Origin of the sequence: Parasynechococcus sp. (genome assembly GCF_042954245.1) — a bacterium.
Taxonomy (GTDB): domain Bacteria; phylum Cyanobacteriota; class Cyanobacteriia; order PCC-6307; family Cyanobiaceae; genus Parasynechococcus.
On record NZ_JBGKDP010000036.1, the window covers coordinates 1 to 19,160 of the forward strand.

General features: G+C 61.7%; 20 protein-coding genes and 2 pseudogenes. 7 read left to right on the forward strand and 15 right to left on the reverse strand.

The window, feature by feature from the left end; all coding sequences use genetic code 11:
- The 3 genes from ACGVJ8_RS01270 to ACGVJ8_RS01280 form a co-directional block, all read right to left on the reverse strand.
- Positions 1–860: DEAD/DEAH box helicase (locus ACGVJ8_RS01270; protein ID WP_392345125.1), on the reverse strand; the 860-nt coding region annotated here is incomplete at its 3' end.
- Between the two features lie 222 nt (positions 861–1,082).
- Positions 1,083–1,466 (reverse strand): hypothetical protein, encoded by a 384-nt coding sequence (locus ACGVJ8_RS01275; protein ID WP_006851931.1) that lies wholly within the window; start codon positions 1,464–1,466, stop codon positions 1,083–1,085.
- 33 nt (positions 1,467–1,499) lie between these two features.
- Positions 1,500–1,772: a DUF2973 domain-containing protein gene (locus ACGVJ8_RS01280; RefSeq protein ID WP_392345126.1), complete on the reverse strand. Its 273-nt coding sequence runs from the start codon at positions 1,770–1,772 to the stop codon at positions 1,500–1,502.
- A 124-nt stretch (positions 1,773–1,896) separates the two neighbouring features.
- Between ACGVJ8_RS01280 and ACGVJ8_RS01285 the strand changes: the two genes are divergently transcribed.
- Positions 1,897–3,048 (forward strand): trypsin-like peptidase domain-containing protein, encoded by a 1,152-nt coding sequence (locus tag ACGVJ8_RS01285; protein ID WP_392345127.1) that lies wholly within the window; start codon positions 1,897–1,899, stop codon positions 3,046–3,048.
- Positions 3,049–3,058: 10 nt separating this feature from the next.
- Here the strand turns inward: ACGVJ8_RS01285 and ACGVJ8_RS01290 are convergent, their stop codons facing one another.
- The 4 genes from ACGVJ8_RS01290 to ACGVJ8_RS01305 all read right to left on the reverse strand — a co-directional run bounded on the left by ACGVJ8_RS01290 (position 3,059) and on the right by ACGVJ8_RS01305 (position 5,879).
- Entirely contained in the window at positions 3,059–3,247 is a 189-nt protein-coding gene (locus ACGVJ8_RS01290; RefSeq protein WP_392345128.1) for a hypothetical protein, read from the reverse strand.
- 114 nt (positions 3,248–3,361) lie between these two features.
- Positions 3,362–5,086 carry an ATP-binding cassette domain-containing protein gene (locus ACGVJ8_RS01295; protein ID WP_392345129.1) on the reverse strand — a complete coding sequence of 575 codons (1,725 nt, stop codon included), beginning with the start codon at positions 5,084–5,086 and terminating at the stop codon, positions 3,362–3,364.
- 215 nt (positions 5,087–5,301) lie between these two features.
- Positions 5,302–5,532 (reverse strand): hypothetical protein, encoded by a 231-nt coding sequence (locus ACGVJ8_RS01300; protein WP_392345130.1) that lies wholly within the window; start codon positions 5,530–5,532, stop codon positions 5,302–5,304.
- Positions 5,533–5,579: 47 nt separating this feature from the next.
- Positions 5,580–5,879 (reverse strand): hypothetical protein, encoded by a 300-nt coding sequence (locus ACGVJ8_RS01305; protein ID WP_114988706.1) that lies wholly within the window; start codon positions 5,877–5,879, stop codon positions 5,580–5,582.
- 106 nt (positions 5,880–5,985) lie between these two features.
- Between ACGVJ8_RS01305 and ACGVJ8_RS01310 the strand changes: the two genes are divergently transcribed.
- Complete coding sequence (locus ACGVJ8_RS01310) at positions 5,986–6,273, forward strand: hypothetical protein (protein WP_392345131.1); 288 nt, start codon at positions 5,986–5,988, stop codon at positions 6,271–6,273.
- Here ACGVJ8_RS01310 and ACGVJ8_RS01315 read toward each other — a convergent pair.
- From ACGVJ8_RS01315 to ACGVJ8_RS01340, 6 genes and pseudogenes are all read right to left on the reverse strand, one after another.
- Positions 6,270–7,409: an anhydro-N-acetylmuramic acid kinase gene (locus tag ACGVJ8_RS01315; protein ID WP_392345132.1), complete on the reverse strand. Its 1,140-nt coding sequence runs from the start codon at positions 7,407–7,409 to the stop codon at positions 6,270–6,272. The genes ACGVJ8_RS01310 and ACGVJ8_RS01315 overlap by 4 nt on opposite strands.
- Before the next feature lie 4 nt (positions 7,410–7,413).
- On the reverse strand, positions 7,414–8,118 hold the full coding sequence (locus ACGVJ8_RS01320) for a TrkA family potassium uptake protein (protein WP_115131749.1): 705 nt from the start codon (positions 8,116–8,118) through the stop codon (positions 7,414–7,416).
- Positions 8,119–8,142: 24 nt separating this feature from the next.
- A complete protein-coding gene (locus ACGVJ8_RS01325) occupies positions 8,143–9,558 on the reverse strand; it encodes a TrkH family potassium uptake protein (protein ID WP_392345133.1) in 1,416 nt (471 codons plus the stop codon).
- 29 nt (positions 9,559–9,587) lie between these two features.
- Positions 9,588–11,405 carry an SLC13 family permease gene (locus ACGVJ8_RS01330; protein WP_392345134.1) on the reverse strand — a complete coding sequence of 606 codons (1,818 nt, stop codon included), beginning with the start codon at positions 11,403–11,405 and terminating at the stop codon, positions 9,588–9,590.
- A pseudogene (locus ACGVJ8_RS01335) lies at positions 11,393–11,998 on the reverse strand (GTPase HflX); the annotation flags it as partial. The pseudogene ACGVJ8_RS01335 and the gene ACGVJ8_RS01330, both read right to left, overlap by 13 nt.
- A 95-nt stretch (positions 11,999–12,093) precedes the next feature.
- Positions 12,094–13,239 carry an NAD(P)/FAD-dependent oxidoreductase gene (locus ACGVJ8_RS01340; RefSeq protein ID WP_392345135.1) on the reverse strand — a complete coding sequence of 382 codons (1,146 nt, stop codon included), beginning with the start codon at positions 13,237–13,239 and terminating at the stop codon, positions 12,094–12,096.
- A gap of 88 nt (positions 13,240–13,327) precedes the next feature.
- Here ACGVJ8_RS01340 and ACGVJ8_RS01345 point away from each other — a divergent pair, with 88 nt between their 5' ends.
- Both ACGVJ8_RS01345 and ACGVJ8_RS01350 read left to right on the forward strand, forming a co-directional pair.
- Positions 13,328–14,074, forward strand: coding sequence for a phosphoadenylyl-sulfate reductase (locus tag ACGVJ8_RS01345; protein ID WP_392345141.1), 747 nt, complete (start codon positions 13,328–13,330; stop codon positions 14,072–14,074).
- Positions 14,075–14,800 carry a type III pantothenate kinase gene (locus ACGVJ8_RS01350; protein ID WP_392345136.1) on the forward strand — a complete coding sequence of 242 codons (726 nt, stop codon included), beginning with the start codon at positions 14,075–14,077 and terminating at the stop codon, positions 14,798–14,800.
- On the opposite strand, the gene bcp is transcribed toward ACGVJ8_RS01350, so the two are convergent.
- On the reverse strand, positions 14,778–15,245 hold the full coding sequence (gene bcp, locus ACGVJ8_RS01355; protein WP_392345137.1) for a thioredoxin-dependent thiol peroxidase: 468 nt from the start codon (positions 15,243–15,245) through the stop codon (positions 14,778–14,780). The two genes, ACGVJ8_RS01350 and bcp, sit on opposite strands and share 23 nt — an antisense overlap.
- Positions 15,246–15,337: 92 nt before the next feature.
- Here bcp and ACGVJ8_RS01360 point away from each other — a divergent pair, with 92 nt between their 5' ends.
- A complete protein-coding gene (locus ACGVJ8_RS01360) occupies positions 15,338–15,817 on the forward strand; it encodes a hypothetical protein (RefSeq protein WP_392345138.1) in 480 nt (159 codons plus the stop codon).
- Between the two features lie 181 nt (positions 15,818–15,998).
- A complete protein-coding gene (locus tag ACGVJ8_RS01365) occupies positions 15,999–16,433 on the forward strand; it encodes a hypothetical protein (protein ID WP_392345139.1) in 435 nt (144 codons plus the stop codon).
- A 195-nt stretch (positions 16,434–16,628) separates the two neighbouring features.
- Here ACGVJ8_RS01365 and ACGVJ8_RS01370 read toward each other — a convergent pair.
- A pseudogene (locus tag ACGVJ8_RS01370) lies at positions 16,629–18,194 on the reverse strand (AAA family ATPase).
- Positions 18,195–18,398: 204 nt separating this feature from the next.
- On the opposite strand from ACGVJ8_RS01370, the gene ACGVJ8_RS01375 reads away from it, so the two are divergent.
- Positions 18,399–19,160 (forward strand): efflux RND transporter periplasmic adaptor subunit (locus tag ACGVJ8_RS01375; protein ID WP_392345140.1); only part of this gene is annotated, 762 nt, incomplete at its 3' end.

The window sequence follows — 19,160 nt, forward strand, 5'->3', positions numbered from 1 at the left end:
TCGGCAATGGCGCTGGCCAGGATGATGCTGCCGTCTTGGTTGGGCTCGCAGCGCTGCAGGGCTGAACTTTGCTGCTGCAAGGGCAGTTGACCGTGCAGCGCCTGAACCTTCCAGTTCTGCAGGGAAGGGGCGGCCGTCAGGTTCTGCCTGCAGCGTTCAATCTCCGCCAGCCCCGGCAGGAAGACCAGAACCCCGCTGCCCTGCGGTTGGTCGAGGGCGTGTTGCTCGATGGCGCGCAACACCTGTTTCGGCAGGGGTTCGTCCGGCCGTGGTGGTTGGTGCTGGGTTTCCACCGGGTAACAGCAGCCTGGGCTTTCCAGCACCGTCGCTTCGGGCAGCCGTTCCCTCAAATCGGATAGATCCAGCGTGGCCGACATCAAGATCACGGTGAGATCTGGATTCAGCAGAGGCCTCGCCTCGCGCAGCAAGGCGAGGGATAGGTCCGCATCACGCCCCCGCTCATGAAATTCATCGAAGATCACGCACCTCACCCCATCAAGCGAGGGGTCGCTCTGCAAGCGCCGCAGAAAGAGGCCGTCGGTGATCACCTCCACTTGGGTGCGGCCGGATCGCTTCTGTTCCCCGCGCACGGCATAACCGATGCGCGTACCGATGTCTTCTCCCAGGCTCGCGGCAAGGCGGGTGGCGGCAGCTTTGGTGGCCAGCCGCCGCGGCTCGATCATCCAGATTTTCTGATGGTCTGCAAAAACGCCCTGGCCTTCCGACAGGGCTCCGATCAGCGCCAGGGGAACCCGTGTTGTCTTGCCCGCCCCAGGCGGTGCCTGGAGCAGAACCGTTTTCCCTGGGCGGACCAGAGAACAGATCTGCTCCAACAGGGCGTCGATCGGGAACTGGCTCAAAGCAGTGTTGCCGCTCGATTCATGGGATGAGATTCGTCAGGACGAAAAGCACCAGGCTGCTGATGGCGCCCATGGCGGCCAACAGCCGCACAAACGGGCCGATGGAGAGAACAAGGGAGGCCATGAAGACTTTCTTAAAGGCCGGACTAATCCCGATCTAGCCCCCTTGCCTGTCGCGTTGCTGCATTCATTCGCACGCCTTTACACAACCCCCGTCCTGGATCAGCGCACGTGTCGGGTCCCATCCACGGGGTGGTACTCCTCTCCGGTGAGCTCCTCAAACACGATGGCCGGGAGACCGGTCTCGAACATGGTCTGCAGTGCCTCCTTGAGATAAGGGTTCCAGCCTCCGGTGCTCACCTGGCCGTGACGGACGGTCCAGTCCCAGGTGCCCTGAAGGTCGCGGGGGATCCGGCCTTCCCGGTCACGACGGGCCACCAGATCCAGAGATTCCACAAGTCCCACGGTGATGGGGTCCTTGCCGTACGCCGGAGTCAGGCTCAATTCCAGGCGAACCGGATCTTCTTTCATCAGCCGAAGCCGAAACCGGGGAGGCAGCTTGAGGCCCTTGATGACCGCGGCAACGATGCGTGTTCTCTGATCCACTCAGGCGACCCCTGTCGACTCCAAGCGTCCAATTTATTCAGTGCTGGGTCCAGCGGCCGTCGAGGCTTCGTCATCGTCACCACCAAAGCGCACCGTCAGCAGGGCCTCTTCCGTGATGCGTCCCTCGCTGTCCAGCAGTTCTGGGTGGACGGTGACCTGGCCTGTGCGGTCGCTAGGAGCGTTGTTGGACACGCTGTTGATCGGACCGCTGGCAGCGCGGAAACCCTTGCTCATCACGCGGAAGGCCTGCCACAACAAGGCCACGAACAGCGCTCCGTAGATGAGGGGAAACAGCGAACCGAGCATGACCCTCCGACCCAGCTGAATGTCTGCATTCTCACGCTATCGGGACCCCGGTCGCATGTGGTCACAACTTTGATATGGAACGTGGCTGTTTTTGGATCTGCTCTGCGTAGCGTTGAGGTAGCCGATGGCCTTAGAAGCTGTGGTCAACTCCCAGTCCCGCCCACTCGTCGCCTCTGCTCTGGCGGGGGGATTGCTGGTGGCCGGCGTGTTGTCGCTTCCCTTGATCCTTAGCTTTCAGCAGGCCGAGGCGCGCCCGGAAATCCGTCGCGACTCGTTTGTGGCTGCCGCTGTGCAGCGCAGTGGTCCGGCAGTGGTCACCCTGGAGACGGCGCGGACCGTCAATCAGTCCAGTGTTGCGGGTGTGCCGCCGTCCCTGATGCAGGACCCTTTGTTTCGCCACTTTTTCGGCATCCCACGCTCCACAGCACCGCGCCCCAGGGTGCAGCGCGACCAAGGCAGTGGGGTGATCTTCGATGCCAAGGGCCTGCTGCTCACCAACGCCCATGTGGTGGAGGGGGCGGATCAACTCACCGTAGGGCTCTCCGATGGCAGGCGGGTGCCTGCCCGAGTGGTGGGCAAAGACAGCCTCACCGATCTCGCGGTGGTGCGTCTGGAGGGCCCAGGGCCCTGGCCTGTCGCGGGTCTGGGGGATTCCGACCGGCTCAGCGTGGGCGACTGGGCGATTGCCGTCGGCAATCCCTATGGGCTAGAGAGCACGGTGACCCTGGGAATCATCAGTAATCTTAATCGCAATGTTGCCCAGCTGGGAATTTCCGGCAAACGTCTTGATCTGATTCAGACCGACGCGGCGATCAACCCCGGCAACTCGGGTGGGCCACTTCTCAATGCCGACGGTGAGGTGATCGGCATCAACACCCTGGTGCGATCAGGGCCTGGGGCGGGTCTGGGTTTTGCCATCCCGATCAATCGCGCTCGAACCATTGCCCAGCAGCTGGTGAGCAGCGGTAAAGCCCGTCATCCCGTGATCGGCATCCGTCTGTCGCCTGTGCCCCGGCCCACCCCCACATCCCCGGTGCCGCCAGGTGCGGTGATTCGTGCTATTCAGCCTGGGGGGCCGGCGGACCGCGCCGGGGTTAAGGTGAACGATGTGATCATCCGCTTCGACGGCCAGGCTGTTGCGGGCCCAGCTGAGGTGGTCAGTGCCATTGAACGCCGTGGTGTCGGTGCCACTGTTGTGCTCGAGGTGCAGCGAGCTCAGGAGCGGGTCTCGATCAACGTCAAGCCCGTCGATTTGTCGGCCTTGACCCCTGGCTGAAGCTTTGGGCTCAAGCATCGTCAGCGTCCCTCAGTTGTTCGACGCATTGGGTGATGCAGTCGCCATCGTCGAGCGAACAGGTGGTGATGCACTGGAAATAGGTTTCTACGGCGTCCCAGGTCTGCTCATGGGGTGCCGGGCCGGGGGCTGTTGAACCGCCAACGGGTTCGCTGTTGCCGGGACCGAGAACCATGCTCATCGGGGCTGGAAGGTCAGTTTTGTCAGCCTATGCAGATGAAAACAGCAAGCAAAGAGAAATAAGTCTTCCTGCCTAAACCTGTGTGAAGTTTTCGGTGCCGCCGTCTGATGCCAGTCAGGCCGCCTTTTTATGGCGGGCGTCGCGTGCCTTCTGCTTCTCCTTGTTGGCCTTCCTCTTGGCCTCCCGTTCTGCAGCCAGTTCTTTCTCCTTGGCGGCTGCCCTTTCCTCCTCTTTTTTCTCGAGGTAGTAGTTGTAATCCCCGCGATACATCACCAGTTCTCCGTCCCGCAGTTCCACGATGCGGTTGGCGACGCGGGAGATGAAATAGCGGTCGTGGGAGACCAGCAGCGCGGCTCCCTCGTAGGCCATCAAGGCGTCCTCGAGCATCTGCTTAGCGGGAATGTCGAGGTGATTGGTGGGCTCATCCAAGACGAGCAGATTGCAGGGGGTGAGCAGCATCAGGGCTAGGGCTAGGCGAGCCTTTTCTCCTCCACTGAGCTTCCCGACTTCCTTGAACACCGTGTCGTTCCTGAAGCAGAAGCTGCCCAGCAGCGAACGAACCTGGGTCTGGGTCCAGTCGGGAACCGCTTCGTACATCGTGTCGATCACGGTCTTGGACAGATCCAGGGCTTCGGCCTGGTTCTGTTCGAAGTACCCCGCAATCACGTTGTGCTCCCCAAGCCGGGCACTGCCTTCATTGGGGGTTTCAACCCCCATCACCAGACGCAGCAGGGTGGACTTGCCCGCGCCATTGGAGCCGACGAAGGCAATGCGGTCACCCCGCTCCACCTCCAGTTCAGCCCCCAGGAACAGGATTTTGTCTCCATAGCTGTGGGTGACGTTGTCGATCAGGGCAACCTGGGCTCCGGAGCGCGGGGCAGGCGGGAACTGAAAACTCGGCCCGGCCACGGATTCGATCGGTGCCTCCACCCGTTCCACCTTGTCCAGTTGCTTCTCACGGCTTTTGGCCTGGGTGCTGCGGGTGGCACTGGCGCGGAAGCGATCGATGTAGACCTGTTGTATGGCGATCTCCTTCTGCTGCCGTTCGAAGGCCGCCTGTGTGGCCTCCCGCTCCAGTTGTTTCTGCTCCAGGTGGGCGGTGTAGTTGCCGAGGTAGCTGCGGGACACCCCCCGTTCGGTGGAGACGATCTGATTGCAGACTCGGTCGAGGAAGGTGCGGTCGTGGCTGATCACCACAAGGGCTGCGCTCTGCGCCAGCAGGTAGTTCTCCAGCCACTGGATGGTCTCGACGTCCAGATGGTTGGTGGGTTCGTCCAGCAGCAGTAGATCCGGTTCCTGCAGCAGGATTTTTCCCAGGGCGATCCGCATCTGCCAGCCCCCGGAATAGTCCTTCACCTGCAGCTCAGCGCCCTCCGGGGTGAAGCCGATCGTGGGCAGGAGCTTGTCGATGCGGGCATCGAGTTCATAGCCATGCAGCGCTTCGAAACGGCTTTGCAGCTTTCCAAGTTGTTGGATCAGCTGGTCCAGATGATCGGGATCCTCCGCAGCTCGTTCGGAGCCCATCGCCTCTTCCACTTGCTGCTGTTGGTTCATCACTTCGGCCGCTTCGCCGAAGGCTTGAAAAAGTTCCTGGCGCACGGTGCGCTCCAGGTCCACGTCGAATTCCTGCTGGAGGTAGGCGATGCGGGGTTCCCCTTGCCGAACCACCTTGCCGCTGCTGGGTTCTTCGTGTCCGGCGATCAGACGCATCTGGGTGGACTTGCCGGCGCCGTTCACCCCCACCAGGCCGATTCTGTCTCCTGGTTTCACCTCCCAGGTCACGGCCCGGAGCACTTCTCCCGTTGGGTATATCTTGCTGACGTTTTCGAGTCGCAGCACCGGCGGTAGGCGTGATGCCCCCATCATCCCTGTCGGCAAACTGGCGAGGGTTCCTGGAGACTGGTTGCCATGCTGAAACTGGAGCAGCTGGCCGCTCTCGTGGTGGCCGCAGGCTTAGCGATCGTGAGTTACTTGCTCTTCTTCAGTTGGGCCGGAGGTGGCGGCTATGGACGCCGTCAGCGCGCTGAGCCCCAGGCCCTTATGACGCCCGAAGCTCAAAGACCGCCTCTCGCCTTGACCAGCCAGCGCTTGCTGTCGTCATCGTCGAGGCTAGCCAGATGTTCGCGCACTTCCTGAGTCGTGACGGGTAGCCCCAGTTGGTCGCCCAGGCTGCAGATGCTGGCCATGGCGCCGTTGGGATCCTGCAGCGCCTGACGGAACAGCGCCTGGGTCTGCTCCGGATTCCTGCTGATTCGGGCGTAAAGCGATGCGGCGTTGGAAGCCATCGCGATCTGAGCAACTGCTTAAACGCTATTCAGCACCGAAGGTCTTGTCAGGCAGCTTGTTCGATGCCGTCATCGTGCTGCCCCAGGGCCGAGGCGTCCTTCATGCTGCGGGCGTCCATGCAGAGCACCTTGCGCAGTTGGGCGTAGTTGGCGGCCTGGGTACTGCGCCCTTCCTGGGAGGCGCCGTATTCGGCCCGTTGCAACACATGGTGTAGGTGGGTCAGTAGATAGGTGCTGATCACAGCTGACACCAGCACGTCGCTGTTTTCAGCGCTGCGACGGGGGCGTCGGGACCGAGCGCGGGTGCCGGCTGGGCTGCGACGGGAGCGAGGTGTGGCTTGTGTCATGAGGTACTCCGAGGAGGACCAATGTCCCGACCATAGTCATGGATACTACCCTTGACTATACTCTGTACACTTTTTAGTAGCAGAGCCCCTCCCTGGGGATCCGGTCGTGCCCACCCGTCAGACCTCATCCAGTGGAAAGCCCAAGTCCCCGAGAATTCAGGTTGTTCTGCCTGAAGATCTCTGCGCGCTTCTCACGGCGATGGCGGAGCTGGAATCCCGCACGGTAAGTAATATGGCGCGGGTGCTGATCCAGCAAGGTGTGCAACGCCATGAGCAGGAGTTGGAGGTGTCTGCACCGACGCCGACCCGCGAGGAACGTCTGCGGTTCGCCTTCGAATCACAGCAGCCCCGCCGTCTGCGGGGCGCCCCTCTGCGCCTGCACCGGCCCGGTTAGGCCGGAGTCACCCGCGTGCCGAGCACGGCCTCCCGACAGGCTCCGGTGACGGCTGGTACATTGCCGGGATGCCCCCTGTGGTGCCACCAGGCCAGCAACGCGAACACCAGAGCTTCTCGGGCTTCCGTCGGCACTCCCAGACTGCTGCTTGCATCGAGCTGTGCTCCTCGGCAGCGCCGCCGCAGCTCATCGATCAACACCGGGTTTTGGCTGCCACCTCCGGCTGTGATCAGTTCGATCGGTGCGATTCCAACTCTCTGGCGCAGGTGCGCCAGATCTTGGGCAACTACAGCGGCGGAAAAGGCCGTCAGGGTTGCGATGGTGTCTGCCGCTGAGAATCCACGGAGCTGATGCAGGCGCCGGTTGAGGTCGTCCTGCCCGAAACACTCCCGTCCCGTGGATTTCGGTGGTGCCATCTGGAAGTACTCCTCCTCGAGCCAGCGCTGGATCCAGCCCTCATCCGCATGGCCCTGCGCTGCCATCGCTCCACCCTTGTCGAAGGATTGGGCGCCATTGGTGAACTGGCGCATGCCCAGGTCAATCAAGCTGTTGGCGGGTCCGCAGTCCCAGCCCAAGATCGCGGCATGGCGATCCACTCCACTGCAGGGGGGTATAAGTGTGAGGTTAGCGATGCCGCCCAGGTTCAGCAGTGCCCGCCAGCCCTGCGTGCTCCCCAGCAGTGCCGCATCGGCCCGAGGCACGAGCGGTGCTCCCTGTCCCCCCAGCGCCAGATCAGCGGCGCGGAAGTCATGGACCACCGGCCTTTGCAGCAGATGAGCCAGCAGTGGGACCTGAAGAATCTGCCAGCTGGCCCCCCGTGCCCCTCGGGCCGGCGGACGGTGCCAGACGGTCTGGCCATGGCAACCGATCAGCTCAGCTGTTGCATCGGGGTCGCAGGCTTGCACCGCGTCGGCTTGCTCCTCCGTGATGGCTTCTGCCAGCTCCAGCCAGAGGGATGCCGGCATCGGTGCACCCTGGCTGGCTGCCACCACCTGCTGCTGCAGTTCGGGCGGATAGGGCTGATGGTGGTGGCGAAGCAGGGACCACTGAGGACACTGCGGAGGGCCGTCGAAGCGCACCAGCACGGCATCCACACCGTCAGCACTGGTTCCGCTCATCAGCCCGAGGCAGCGCATCGGCTCAGTTTTTCGGAAGCCGTTGCAGGTCGTCCACCAGTCCCATAACCACCAGTAGGTGCCCCTCCTCCAGCACATGGGATGCGGGTGGGTTCACCATCAGGCTGCTTTGCGGCCCTGCCGCCAGCACGTTAACCCTGAAGTTCTTGCGCAGATTCAGATCCCGGAGCGATCGCCCCACAAACGGTTCTGGAACCTTGATCTCCTCGATGCAGTGCTGTTCATCCAGGGCCAGCCGCTCCATCAGGTTGGGGCGCACCAGTTCAAGACCCAGGCGCTCACCCTGCATCCGCGAGGGAAAGATCACCCGGTCGGCCCCCACCCGCTTCAGCATCTTTTCGTGGAGGTCGCTCGTTGCCCTTGCGATCACCTGGCGCACGCGGCTGCCCTCGCTGTCTTTGGCGATCAAGGTGGCGGTGATGCTGGCCTCGATCGGTTCACTGATCGCTACCACGACGGTGCCCATTTCGAGCACGCCGGCTTCCCGCAGGGCCTCTTCGTCGGTGCAGTCCACGACGCGGGCCTCCACGCTGGGCTCTACTTGACGCAGTTCATCCACCGCTCGCTCTGAGCGGTCCACGGCCAGTACATCCGCTCCGTTCTGAAGCAGTTCCCGGCAAACAGCGATGCCGAAACGGCCCACGCCGATGATCGCGAAGCCGAGTCTTTCGCTGCCCTGCGCCGGGCTCCACTGCCACCATTCCTTCATCGTTGCCTCCCCCGCTGATCGCGCTCAGACATACAGATCCTCGCTGGGGTAACCGACTCGATTCTGGCGATTCATCTGGATTTGTTCTTGCGTCATCGCTTCCCAGATCGCGCTCAGCAGCAACAGAATCCCCAGCCGTCCCACAAACATTCCCACCATCAGCACTGCCTGGCCGAAACGGGGGAGTTCAACAGTCACGCCCAGATCCAGGCCCACCGTGGCAAAAGCGGAGATGCAGGTGAACAGCATTTCCATAAAGGTGAACGAATCCTTGCCGTTCAAATTGCTCGCGATGCTGATCAGCATCGCCATGGCCATCACGAACAGCAGGGAGCCCACCGTGATGCCGACGGCCCGCAGTACCACCTTGTCGCTGATGCTTCTGTTGCGAATCACCACCACCTCCCGGCCCCGCAGGGTGGAACGGGTGGCCGCCATCAAGGCGGCCACGGTGGTGGTCTTGATCCCACCACCGGTGCCGCCGGGACTGGCCCCGATGAACATCAGCACCATCAGCAACAGCAGGCTGGATTCGGTGACGGTGTCGAGCGAAAGCGGAACGGTGCTGAAGCCGGCTGTGCGTGCCGTGACGGACTTGAACAGGGCTGTGAGCCACCGCTCAGACCAGGGCATTCCCACGAAGATCTCGCCCTGGTTCAACCATTCCGTCAGGGCCAGTCCCCCTGCCCCGAAGGCGATCAAGAGCACGGTGGTGCGCAGCACCAGGCGGGAGTGCAGGCTCAGACGACGCCGGCCTCGCCGTTTGCGCAGCAGCTGCGTGCTCAGATCGCTGGTGACCCGCCACCCCAGGCCACCGGCCACGATCAGCAGCATCACCACAGCATTCACAACGCCATTGCTGCGGTAGCGCTCGAGGCTGTCGCTCCAGAGTCCAAAGCCAGCGTTGTTGTAAGCCGAGATGCTGTGGAACACCGCAGCCCAGAGGCGTTCGCCGTGGTTAGGGATGTCATCGAAACCGAAGTGATACAGGATCACGGCCCCCAGCAGGATCACCAGCGTTGCCGTCAGAGCAATGCCGCGAAAGGTGCGTCCGATGCCCCCCACACCGAATTCATCCAGGGCCTGGCCCCGGTCCAGCCGGCGCCGCAGGGCTGTTCCCTGTACCACAAAGCCCTGGAGAAACGTGGTGATGGCCATTAAGCCAAGGCCACCCGCCAGAATCATCAGGGCCAGCACCGCCTGGCCGAAGCTCGTGAGATCGGTGCCGATGTCGATGATCGACAGCCCCGTTACGGTGATGGCCGATGTGGCGGTGAAGAGAGCTTCCCAAAGCCCCACGCGGCTTGAGGAGCACAGCGGAGTGGCCAACAGCAGCGTGCCGATCAGCACCACCAGCAATCCAGTCACCACGGTGAACTGGGGCACCGTAAGCCGGCGATGCCAGCCCTGGCTCCGTTCGATGGCCCTTCCGATCGGCACAGGCGCGCGCGCGATCTGACCAGTGTTGTTCAGGATCCGCCGTAATGCCAGAGGATCAAGGCCGGCACGAGGATGGTCATGATCACTGTCAGGCCAAGCCCGTAGCGGGTGACGTCCAGAAAGCGATAACGGCCTGGGCCGAACACCATCAAATTGGTCTGGTACCCGACAGGGGTGAGAAAGGACTGACTGGTGCCGAACAGCACTGTGATCAGCAAGGCGGTGGGAGACAGCTGCAGGGACGGAGCCAGTTGCACCGCCACAGGCGCCAGCAGGGCCACCGAGGCGGCGTTGCTCATCACCTGGGTCAACAGCGTGGTGCCAATGAAGACCACCATCAAAGCGGCATAGCTCGGCCAGCCCGCCAGCCCCTGCTGGAGCACCAGGGCGAGGGCATCGGCCAGGCCCGTGCTCTGCATGGCAACGCTGAAGCTGGTGAGGGATCCCAGCAGCAAGATCACGTCCAGCCGGATTGAGCGCTGCAGTTCACCAAGGCGAAGGCAGCCGGTGGCCACCACGCTCACCATGGCCAACAGCACCGCCGCCACTAGGGGGATGGGGGTGAGGGTCGGCAGCAGCAGCATCGCCAGAGCGATGCTGACGGCCACGGGCTTGCGCCCCACGGTGGGCAGGTCATCTTCCAGTCGATCCAGCACCAACAGGTCGTTGCTGGCCTGCAGGCCGCGGATGGAGTCGATCGGTGCCTGCAGTAGAAACACATCGCCCGCCCGCAGGATCACCTGGCCGAGGCGTTCCTGAACGGTCTCCTGGCCGCGGCGAAGCGCGAGCACCGTGGCGTTGTGGCGTTGCCGAAACCGCAATTCCCGCAGGCTGGCGCCGGCCAGGGTGGAACCAGCCGGCAGCAACACTTCCACTGTTTTCTGACCACTGACCGCTTCGCTGTTCAAGCTGAAACCGGGGTTCTGGCCCTGGGTTGTGAGCTGAACCATGTGATCCTGCTGGAGACGCAGCAGATCGGGGCGGGTAATCCGCAGCAGCAGATGATCTTCGGCCTCAAGACGTCGGTCTGCCAAGGGCGGCATCAGCCGCTCTCCCCCGCGCTGGAGTTCCAGCACGTCCACGTCGAAACGGCGCTGCAGTCGACTGTTCAGCAGGGAGCGGCCCACCAGTTCTGAGTCGGGAGGGATGCGCACCTCGGTGCAATAGCTGCTGGTCTTGCTGGTGCCGCCGAGGTCATCGCTGCTGGCACCACGGTCCGGCAGCAGCACCCGCGGCGCCATCACCAGGTAGACGGCGCCGGTCAGCCAGACCGGCACGCTGATCAGCGTGAAGCTGAACAGATCGAGGGAGCCATAGCCCAGTTGCTCGCTGATGTCGCTCACCAGCAGGTTCACTGAACTGCCCAGCAGGGTGAGGGTGCCCCCCAGCACCGTTGAAAACGACAAGGGCAACAGCACCCGGGATGGCGAAATGCCGCGCCGTTGGCACCAGCCCTCCACCACGGGCAGCAGCGATGCCACCACAGGCGTGTTGGGCACAATCCCTGAAACCGGGGCGATCACGAAGGCCATCAGGGCGATCAGACGCCGCGAAGACCGGATCCGTTCTGAGGCGATCAGATCTCTTAGTCGATCCAGGGCACCGCTCTTGAACAGTGCAGCGGAGACCGGGAACAGGCCCAGCAGGGTGATCAAAGCAGGACTGCCAAACCCCGCAAGGGCCTCCTGGGGATTGAGCACCCCGGTGGCGATCAACAGGCTCAAACTCAGCAACCCGGTGAGCTCCGGTGCAATCCCCCCGGTGATGAACAGCACCACCGACAGACCCAACACAGCCAGGGTGATCAACGCCTGAGGGTTCTGAAGAGCGCTGCTCAGCTCGGCCATGGCGGCGAGTCGCCGGTCGTTAATTGGGGGATTCTGCCCCGGGATCAAAAAATTGCTCGCGCAGCCACTGCAGTCCATCTCCCCGCACGGCGGAGAGGAACAGGGCGTCTGGCTCCCTCTGATGAATCGTTTCGATCGCGGTCGCCTCACAGCGGTCGATCTGATTAGCGATCACCCGGCGCAGGGCAGTGCTGCCGAGGTCATCGAGCAGGCGATGCACCGTGTCCAGGTGGCCTTGCCAGTCGGGGTCGGCCAGATCGCCCATCAGCAGCCGCACATCGGCGTCCAGTGCCTCCTCCAGTGTTGCGCGGAAGGCTTCCCACCAGTTGAGAGGGGAGATCACGGATGAAGCCCACCGTGCCGATGCCACCGCCTTGCCGCGAGAGGCTGCTGCCCCGTCCCAGCAGGCGTGGCAGCCGGTAGCGCAGTTGGGCCAGTTCCACCTGCAGGCGCCCTGCCGCACTGCCGGCCCGCTGGGCAAAGATGTCGAGGATCAGCTCACTGCGGTTGGAGACTGGGCAGCTGAGCAGCTGTTCCAGATTGCGGGCCTGCACCAGGTCAGCCAAGCGTTTGAGGCTCAGCAGATCGGCGCCGCAGTCTTCGGGATGACGGCGATGGCTTAACCGCTCCAGCTGCCGTTGATGGCTTGGGCGCACACCACAGCAACGCCCGCCGAGGTGGGATTGCTTCAACGGTTCAGCAACCAGGCGCCTGCCGAGCGCAGACCCAGGGAGAGCCCTGGCAGGCGCGTGAGATACGTGGCCCGTCGCAACTGGAAGGCCAAGGGGCCAGCCAGAGTGAACCCCATGCCGGTGAGGGTGGCGTCACCGATCCCAAGGCTGAGCATTTCGCCTCGATCCTCGAACTGAAAGGGTTGCGGCTCTTCCTCCACACGCAGTTTCGCGATGGCTGCGGCAGTGGTATCGCCTTGCTGCATCGCCACCTGGGCGCTGGCGGGCCATGGGCTGCCTGGCCGGGCTGAGAGATCCCCGAGGGCGAACGTGTTGGCGCAGCCCACCAGGCGCAGGTCATCGTCAACGGCCAGACGCCCTCGTTCCAGCATAGGTGTGGGTGAGATGGAAGGGATGGAGGGACTGCTTCCTGCGGTCCAGACCAAGCCTGCGTGACGCAGAACAGAACCATCGGCAAGAACAGCAGTGCTGGACTTCACTTCGCTCACGCTGGTCTTCAGTTGGATCACCACACCTTTGCGTTCCAGTGCTGCCTGGGCCCTCTCCCGATTGAACGCTGTGCTGCCGGGAAGGATTTCATCGCCCATCTCCACCAATCGAATGCTGGCGGCACCGTCGATCAGATCCGCCAGTTTGCAGGCCAGTTCCACGCCGGTGGGTCCCGCGCCAACAATGATCAGTCCGGCATCTCCATCCCGTTGCTGGTGCAGGTTGCTGAGCCATTGCTTGAGGCGGCGCACATCACTGAGGTCACGGAAGCAGGAGCTGTGTTCCTTAACGCCTGGAATGCCGAAATCATCGGCTTTCGAGCCCGTCGCCAGCACCAGTTGTGACCAGCTCAAGCGGTCTCCGGAGGCCAATTCGATGCTTTGACTGGTTTGATCGATGTCAACAACGCTGTCTTGGATCCAGCAGATGCCGTTGTTCAGTAGTTGGTCATAGCGGGGGGCCACCTCCCAGGCTTGAAGTTCATCGCTGAGCAGTTCGTACAGCAGCGGTTGAAACAGAAAGCGATCCCGCGGTTCGATCAGAACGATGGGGTAGTTGGGCTGTCGTCGCTGAAGGGCAAGTGCTGTGCACAGTCCGCCGAATCCACCGCCAACGATCACCACGGCATCCGATGGGGACGAGGGTGAACGCATGAAGGGAACTGCCGGTTCTTAAACGATAGGAACCACACCCGGTCCCACGACAGGGGAGGATGGCGTAATGACGGAGGCTCCTGAGGTCATGGTGCCCATGGCAGTGCAAAACGAGTTGCTCAAAGGGCGCAAGCTGCTGGAGTCGATGGAGCCGCAGGAGCGTCTGGCCTGGGGATTGGAGCAGTTCGGTGAGAATTTTGCTCTCACCACGAGTTTTGGGATCCAATCAGCTGTGCTTCTGCACATGCTGAGCACCCTCCCCGAAGGTGATGCTGTACCGGTGATCTGGATCGATACCGGTTATCTGCCTCCAGAGACCTACGCCTACGCCGATCAACTCACCCAGCAGCTCAGGATCCGTCTGGTGGTGAGTCAGAGCGAGATGTCCCCAGCTCGCATGGAAGCTCTGTACGGCAAGCTCTGGGAGTCTGGACGTGTGGAAGATCTGGAGACTTATCACCGGATCCGCAAGGTCGAACCGCTCGGGCAAGCGCTCACTGACCTGAAGACGCGCTGCTGGGCCAGCGGCGTGCGCCGTGGTCAGACCGATCACCGCCGCTCCATGACGTCGTTGGATCCGATCCGGGAGCGCTGGTCCCTGCGCCCTCTGCTCGAGTGGACCAAGCGCGATGTTTACTACTACATGCAGGAGAACGATCTTCCCCAGCATCCGTTGTTTGAACAGGGTTATTCCACAGTCGGGGATTGGCATTCCAGTGGCCCTGACATGGGTGATCTGAGTGGTCGCGACACTCGATTTGGTGGTTTGAAGCAGGAGTGTGGAATTCATCTTCCCCAGGAGTCCGCTGAGGGGCTGATGGGTGAAGGCATCTGAGTGACAGGGTCTGAACGGGACGGCGGCCGCGCTTTGCTGATCGGCAACAGCCGTTGGCATTGGGCCCAGCGGCAAGACCACGGTGTTTGTGTTGATCACGGGTCTCCCGACCCTGGTCGCATCGGGGCCGATCCTCCGGTCTGGGCGGCGGTGGGGCCGGTGCCTGAGCAGCTCATGGTCCACCAAGATCTGCGCATTCGTCTTGAGGATGTGCCCTTGCCGCAGGCTCCTCCTTGGTTGGGTGTGGATCGCGCCCTCGGGGCCTGGATGGCCTGGCGCTGCAGTCAGGAGCGAAAGCTCGACTGTTCCAGGGGGTTGCTTTTGGTGGATGCCGGCACCGTGTTGAGCCTCACCAGGGTGACGGCAGATGGTTCTTTTGGAGGAGGTCAGCTGATTCCGGGCTATCGGCTCCAGCTTCAGGCCATGGCAGAGGGAACGCTCGGCTTGCCATCAACACCCGAGCTCCCCGACAACGATGCTCTGCAAGAAGTCTTCCCACAACTGACTGTGGCCGCCATGCAGCGCGGTGTGTTGGAGGCGATGTTGGCCTCCATTGCAACGGCTCAGCAGCACTCCAAAGGGTTGGTGTGGATCTGCGGTGGTGACGCTGCCCTTTTGAAGAGACACTGGACCGGCCCAACGGAGTTGTTGCAGCTGGAGGACGATCTTCAGTTGCAAGCGCTGCTGAACCTGGCGGCTGGTCTCAGCTCAGGCCGAGATCGTTGATCAGTGTGTCGGCCATGGTGGCCGCTTTCACCTTGAGGTAAATCCGCTCGAGTTTTCCCTCTTCATCAATCAAGAAGGTGTGGCGCATCATTCCCATGTATTCGCGTCCCATGAACTTCTTCAGTCCATAACTTTCGTAGAGGCTGGCGATGGCGCAGGGCTCCTCATCGGTGAGCAGGGTGAATGGGAGCTCGTGCTTGTTGATGAATTTGTTGTGGGAGGTGGCTCCGTCCTTGCTGATTCCCAAAATGGTGATGTTGTTGGCTTTCAGTTGCTCCCAGCGATCGCGGAAATTGCAGGCTTCTTTGGTGCAGCCTGGGGTGTCATCCTTGGGATAGAAGTACAGAACAACCTTCTTTCCGCGCAGTGAAGCGAGGCTGATGGAATCACCGTTTTGATCGGGAAGGGTGAAGTCGGGGGCGGCATCGCCGATTTGAAGACTCACGGAAATGGCTTGGTCAGTGGCGGCAGCGTACGGCCCTCAGAACAAGACTGTTTGAGCTGCCTACGTTGCAATCAACCTGTAGCTGTTGAGCCATGGCGTCGCGGATCCGGGTCGATCAAATCGCACGGTCCCTGGCAGCTTTGGGCCTTCTGGCGATGGGGGTAAGTGCAGTTGTTGCACCGCGTCAGGGATTCTCCTTGGATCACGGTGCTCCTCGGCCGTCGCAGGCGACTCTCAGTCGGCGGCTGATGCAGCGCGAAATCACCCTGCATCAACGCAGCGAAGCAGAAACCCTGCTGATGGAGTTCACCCGTGTGCAGATGATCCGTCAGTACTGGGGTGAGTTCGCAGGTTCCCTTCAAGATCTGGGCCTCTCTGCCGGGCCGCAGTTGCTGGCAACGGTGGATCGCGTGCTGTTCGGACCCGGCTGTGGCTTGAGCCCCATCACGGCACAGAGGCCTACCTGGCGGAGGTGGCGCGCTCGGGCGGTCGCCTGCGGATGCACCACTGCTGTGGTGATCGGGAGGGAACAGGCCAGGCCCCTCCGGGGCGTTGTCCGGATGGTTGGCTGAGGATCAAATTGGATTGATCATCTGTTTCTTCCTTTTGGTCGGCAAAAGATGGATGAGTCAAAATATCATTCAAATAAAACTCACGTCATGTAAGTGAGGAGAGCACCCGTGATTGCAGCTGGTGGGTGGTTCTTATGAGCTGTTTTTCTTTTGGGGCTATTTTTACTGAATCACTGCTCCGATGCTTGTGATCAACCGTACACTAGCTTTCCTGTTCCTTGGTGCATCCCTTCCGGTGATTGCTGGCCTTTTTTCAAAAGCAGGCACCCAGCAACCGGTGCGCTGGAACACGGGTGGTTCAGTTAGCACCACCACATATAGCGAGCTCGAATCTTTTCTTGCTGACGGCAAGGTCACAGACCGTGCTCTTCAGGACGCTATTCGGATGTTTGGCTGGACCGCCGAGGAGCTTCGTTTTGACTTGAACAAGACCTATGCAGTTGACCTCCCGGTATGTCCCGGTTCCTTTATTCCGACGCCGGTGAAGCCTTTCTGGAGGATCAAACAAGGTCTTGTGTCCCTTATTGGCGCCAAAAGGCGACGGCGGCCACGGCTCTGCGGGCCGCCATCATCGCGGATGCCAAGGATGGGCTCATTAGCTCTATCGGCATCATGAAACAGCTGCCCGTCGCCTTCCGTCTATCTGATAACGGACCGAATGACGGCAGGCAGAAGGCTTGTGCTCCTGACAAGGTGAGCGGAGCCCAGGCCACTTCGTTGCTGTCCTGGTATGTCTTTCTGCTTGCTTGTACCAAAGCCAACTCCGAGCTCTGAACCCTTGATTTCAGCCGCGGCTTCGGCCGGGTTTTTTTTATGGCGCAACTCGCTCGCCTTGGATCAATTGATGGCGCATCGGCAGGCGCAGACCAACTTCACCCAAGCCGTTCAACGATCGGTGCAACTGCGTCAGCACCTCCGTGTTGATCTCCCCCATGGATTGCCGGTAGGGCGACCCTTCGGCCAGCCATCGCTCAGCCAGTTCCGTGCCTCCCGGCAAGATCAGATGTTCCACCCATTGCTCACAACGGAGCTGCCAGCCGGCGTTTGCCAATAACTCGTCAGGACGCTGCTGCCGCTCAAGCCAATGCTGTTCTTGAGCCACAAGATCGCTGAACAGCTCTGTTGGATCGCCGTCTTGCTGCAGAGCACCGGCGGGCCCCAGTTCGGTGCGGCTGACCAGTAGCCGCAAGCCCGTTGTCGGCAGGGCATGCCGGTTGATCGCCTCCAGCAGCGCCGTCCAGTTCTGCCCTTGCAGAGCGTCGAGGTAGCCGGTCAACAGGTCTGGCCGATGCTCCGGTTTGAGCAGATCCATCTGCGCTTCCAAGCGGCTACGGTCGGCTTCGTTGTCGCAGAGCACGGTCACGCCACCTTCCGGAGCGGCCCTCAATGGATCGAGGGCCCAGATCAGCGAACGCATCCCCAACAACAGCACCCGATCTCGCCGGGTCCAGGGGATGTCCTGCCAGAGCTGCTCGCGCAAGCGCTACAGCCGTTCCCCCTCCTGCTCGAGTTGACGCTGCAACCAGCATCCGCCGAAAGATGAAGCGAGGGTTTTCACCTGCCTCCACCATGCGTGCCAGCCAGAATAGCGCTGCATCCGCATCCGAGCCCCGCAGCGATTTGATGAAGGCGCTGATTGTGTCGTAGTGGGCATCGCCGTGCTTGTCGTAGAGCACTGCCCGCTGTTGGATGGATTCCTCGGCGATGGCCAGATTGATCTGAATCACCCCGTCGCCATCGGGCTCTGAACTTTCCACCGTCAGTTCAAGGGCATTGAGCAAGCTGCAGGCGTCTCCTCCCGCTACATCCACGAGGTGGTTGGCGGCATCGCTGCTGATGGCATCGAGTAGTCGCCATAGCCCCGCTCATCGTCCGCCAGGGCGCGTTGTAGCAGTCGCTGCAACGCCTCCGGCTTCAGCGGCAGTAGACGAAACAGTCGTGAACGGCTGACCAGCGCCTTGTTGACTTCCAAATAGGGGTTTTCTGTGGTGGCACCGATCAGGGTGACGGTGCCGTTCTCCACCCACGGCAACAGTGCATCCTGCTGGGCGCTGTTGAAGCGGTGCACTTCGTCGATGAACAGGATCGTACGCAAGCTGTGCCGTTCCAGGCGTTGGCGTGCAGCATCCACCTCGATCCGCAGGTCTTTCACGCCGGCTAGCACGGCATTGAGACTGCTGAAATGAGCGTGGGTGTAGTTGGCGATGATCCGCGCCAGGGTGGTTTTGCCGACCCCGGGTGGGCCATGCAGGATCAGGTTGCCGACCCGATCGGCCTTGATGGCACGGCGCAGGAGCCGTCCGTCGGCAAGGATCCCGCTCTGGCCCTCAAATTCCTCCAGCGTTCGCGGACGCATGCGATCGGCCAGGGGGGCCATCCGCCGCTGTTGTTGCTCACCGTGAAAAGCGAAGAGGTCTTGAGCCAACACACCATCGGAGATGCCCCAGTGTCCCTGACGTTCTCAATTAGCGCTTGAGTTGGTCCGAATCGAACGTGTTTTGGCCTGCCTGTTTCGAAACATCCAAACCTTCGCGGACAAGCTCTCAGGACCTCTGCATAATTCGCCCAAAGCCTTTTTGCCGTGCGTCATCTGCAGCGACTCCTGCTTACCTTCACGGCTCTGATCACGGTCAGTTCCTGCAAGAGCGAAGCACCGAAGCCGCCGCCGCCGCCGAAGGTACAGGCTGTTTCCACCCAGCTGGCTGAGTTCACCGAGGGTGTCGACACCGTCAGCACGTTGGAGGCCAGCAACTTTGTCGAGCTTGCTGCTCAGTCGCGGGGGCGAATCATGGAGCTGAAGATTCGCCAGGGCGATGAAGTTGCCGCCGGTCAGTTGTTGTTGGTGCTTGATCAAGTCGAGAAGAAAGCCAAAGCCGACACTGCCAAGGCCAATTACGAGCGTTACGCTTACCTGGCCGGGACGGGCGCTGCGTCGCAGAAGGAATTGGATCGCTACCGCACCCAATACATCGCAGCCCAGGCCGAGCTGGACTACAGCAATCTGACTTCACCCTCCGCCGGCACGGTGGCTGACGTGAAGGTGAAAGTAGGTGACGTGATCCAGCAGGGCCAGGTCTTTACCAGCCTGGTGCAGAACAACGAACTGGAGGCGCGTGTTGAGGTGCCAGCGGCGTTCTCGTCGCGTCTGGCCTTGGGCCAGCCCGTGTTGCTCAGTGCTCCCGGCAGTGATGAGTTGATTGCTACCGGAGAAGTCGACTCGATCGATCCAAGGGTCAACAAACAGACCCAGGGATTGTTGGTGAAGGCGGTTGTCCCGAACGCCGATGGACTACTGAAGGATGGGCAGCGTCTCCGCACCCGGCTGCAGATCAAGGCTGAGAAA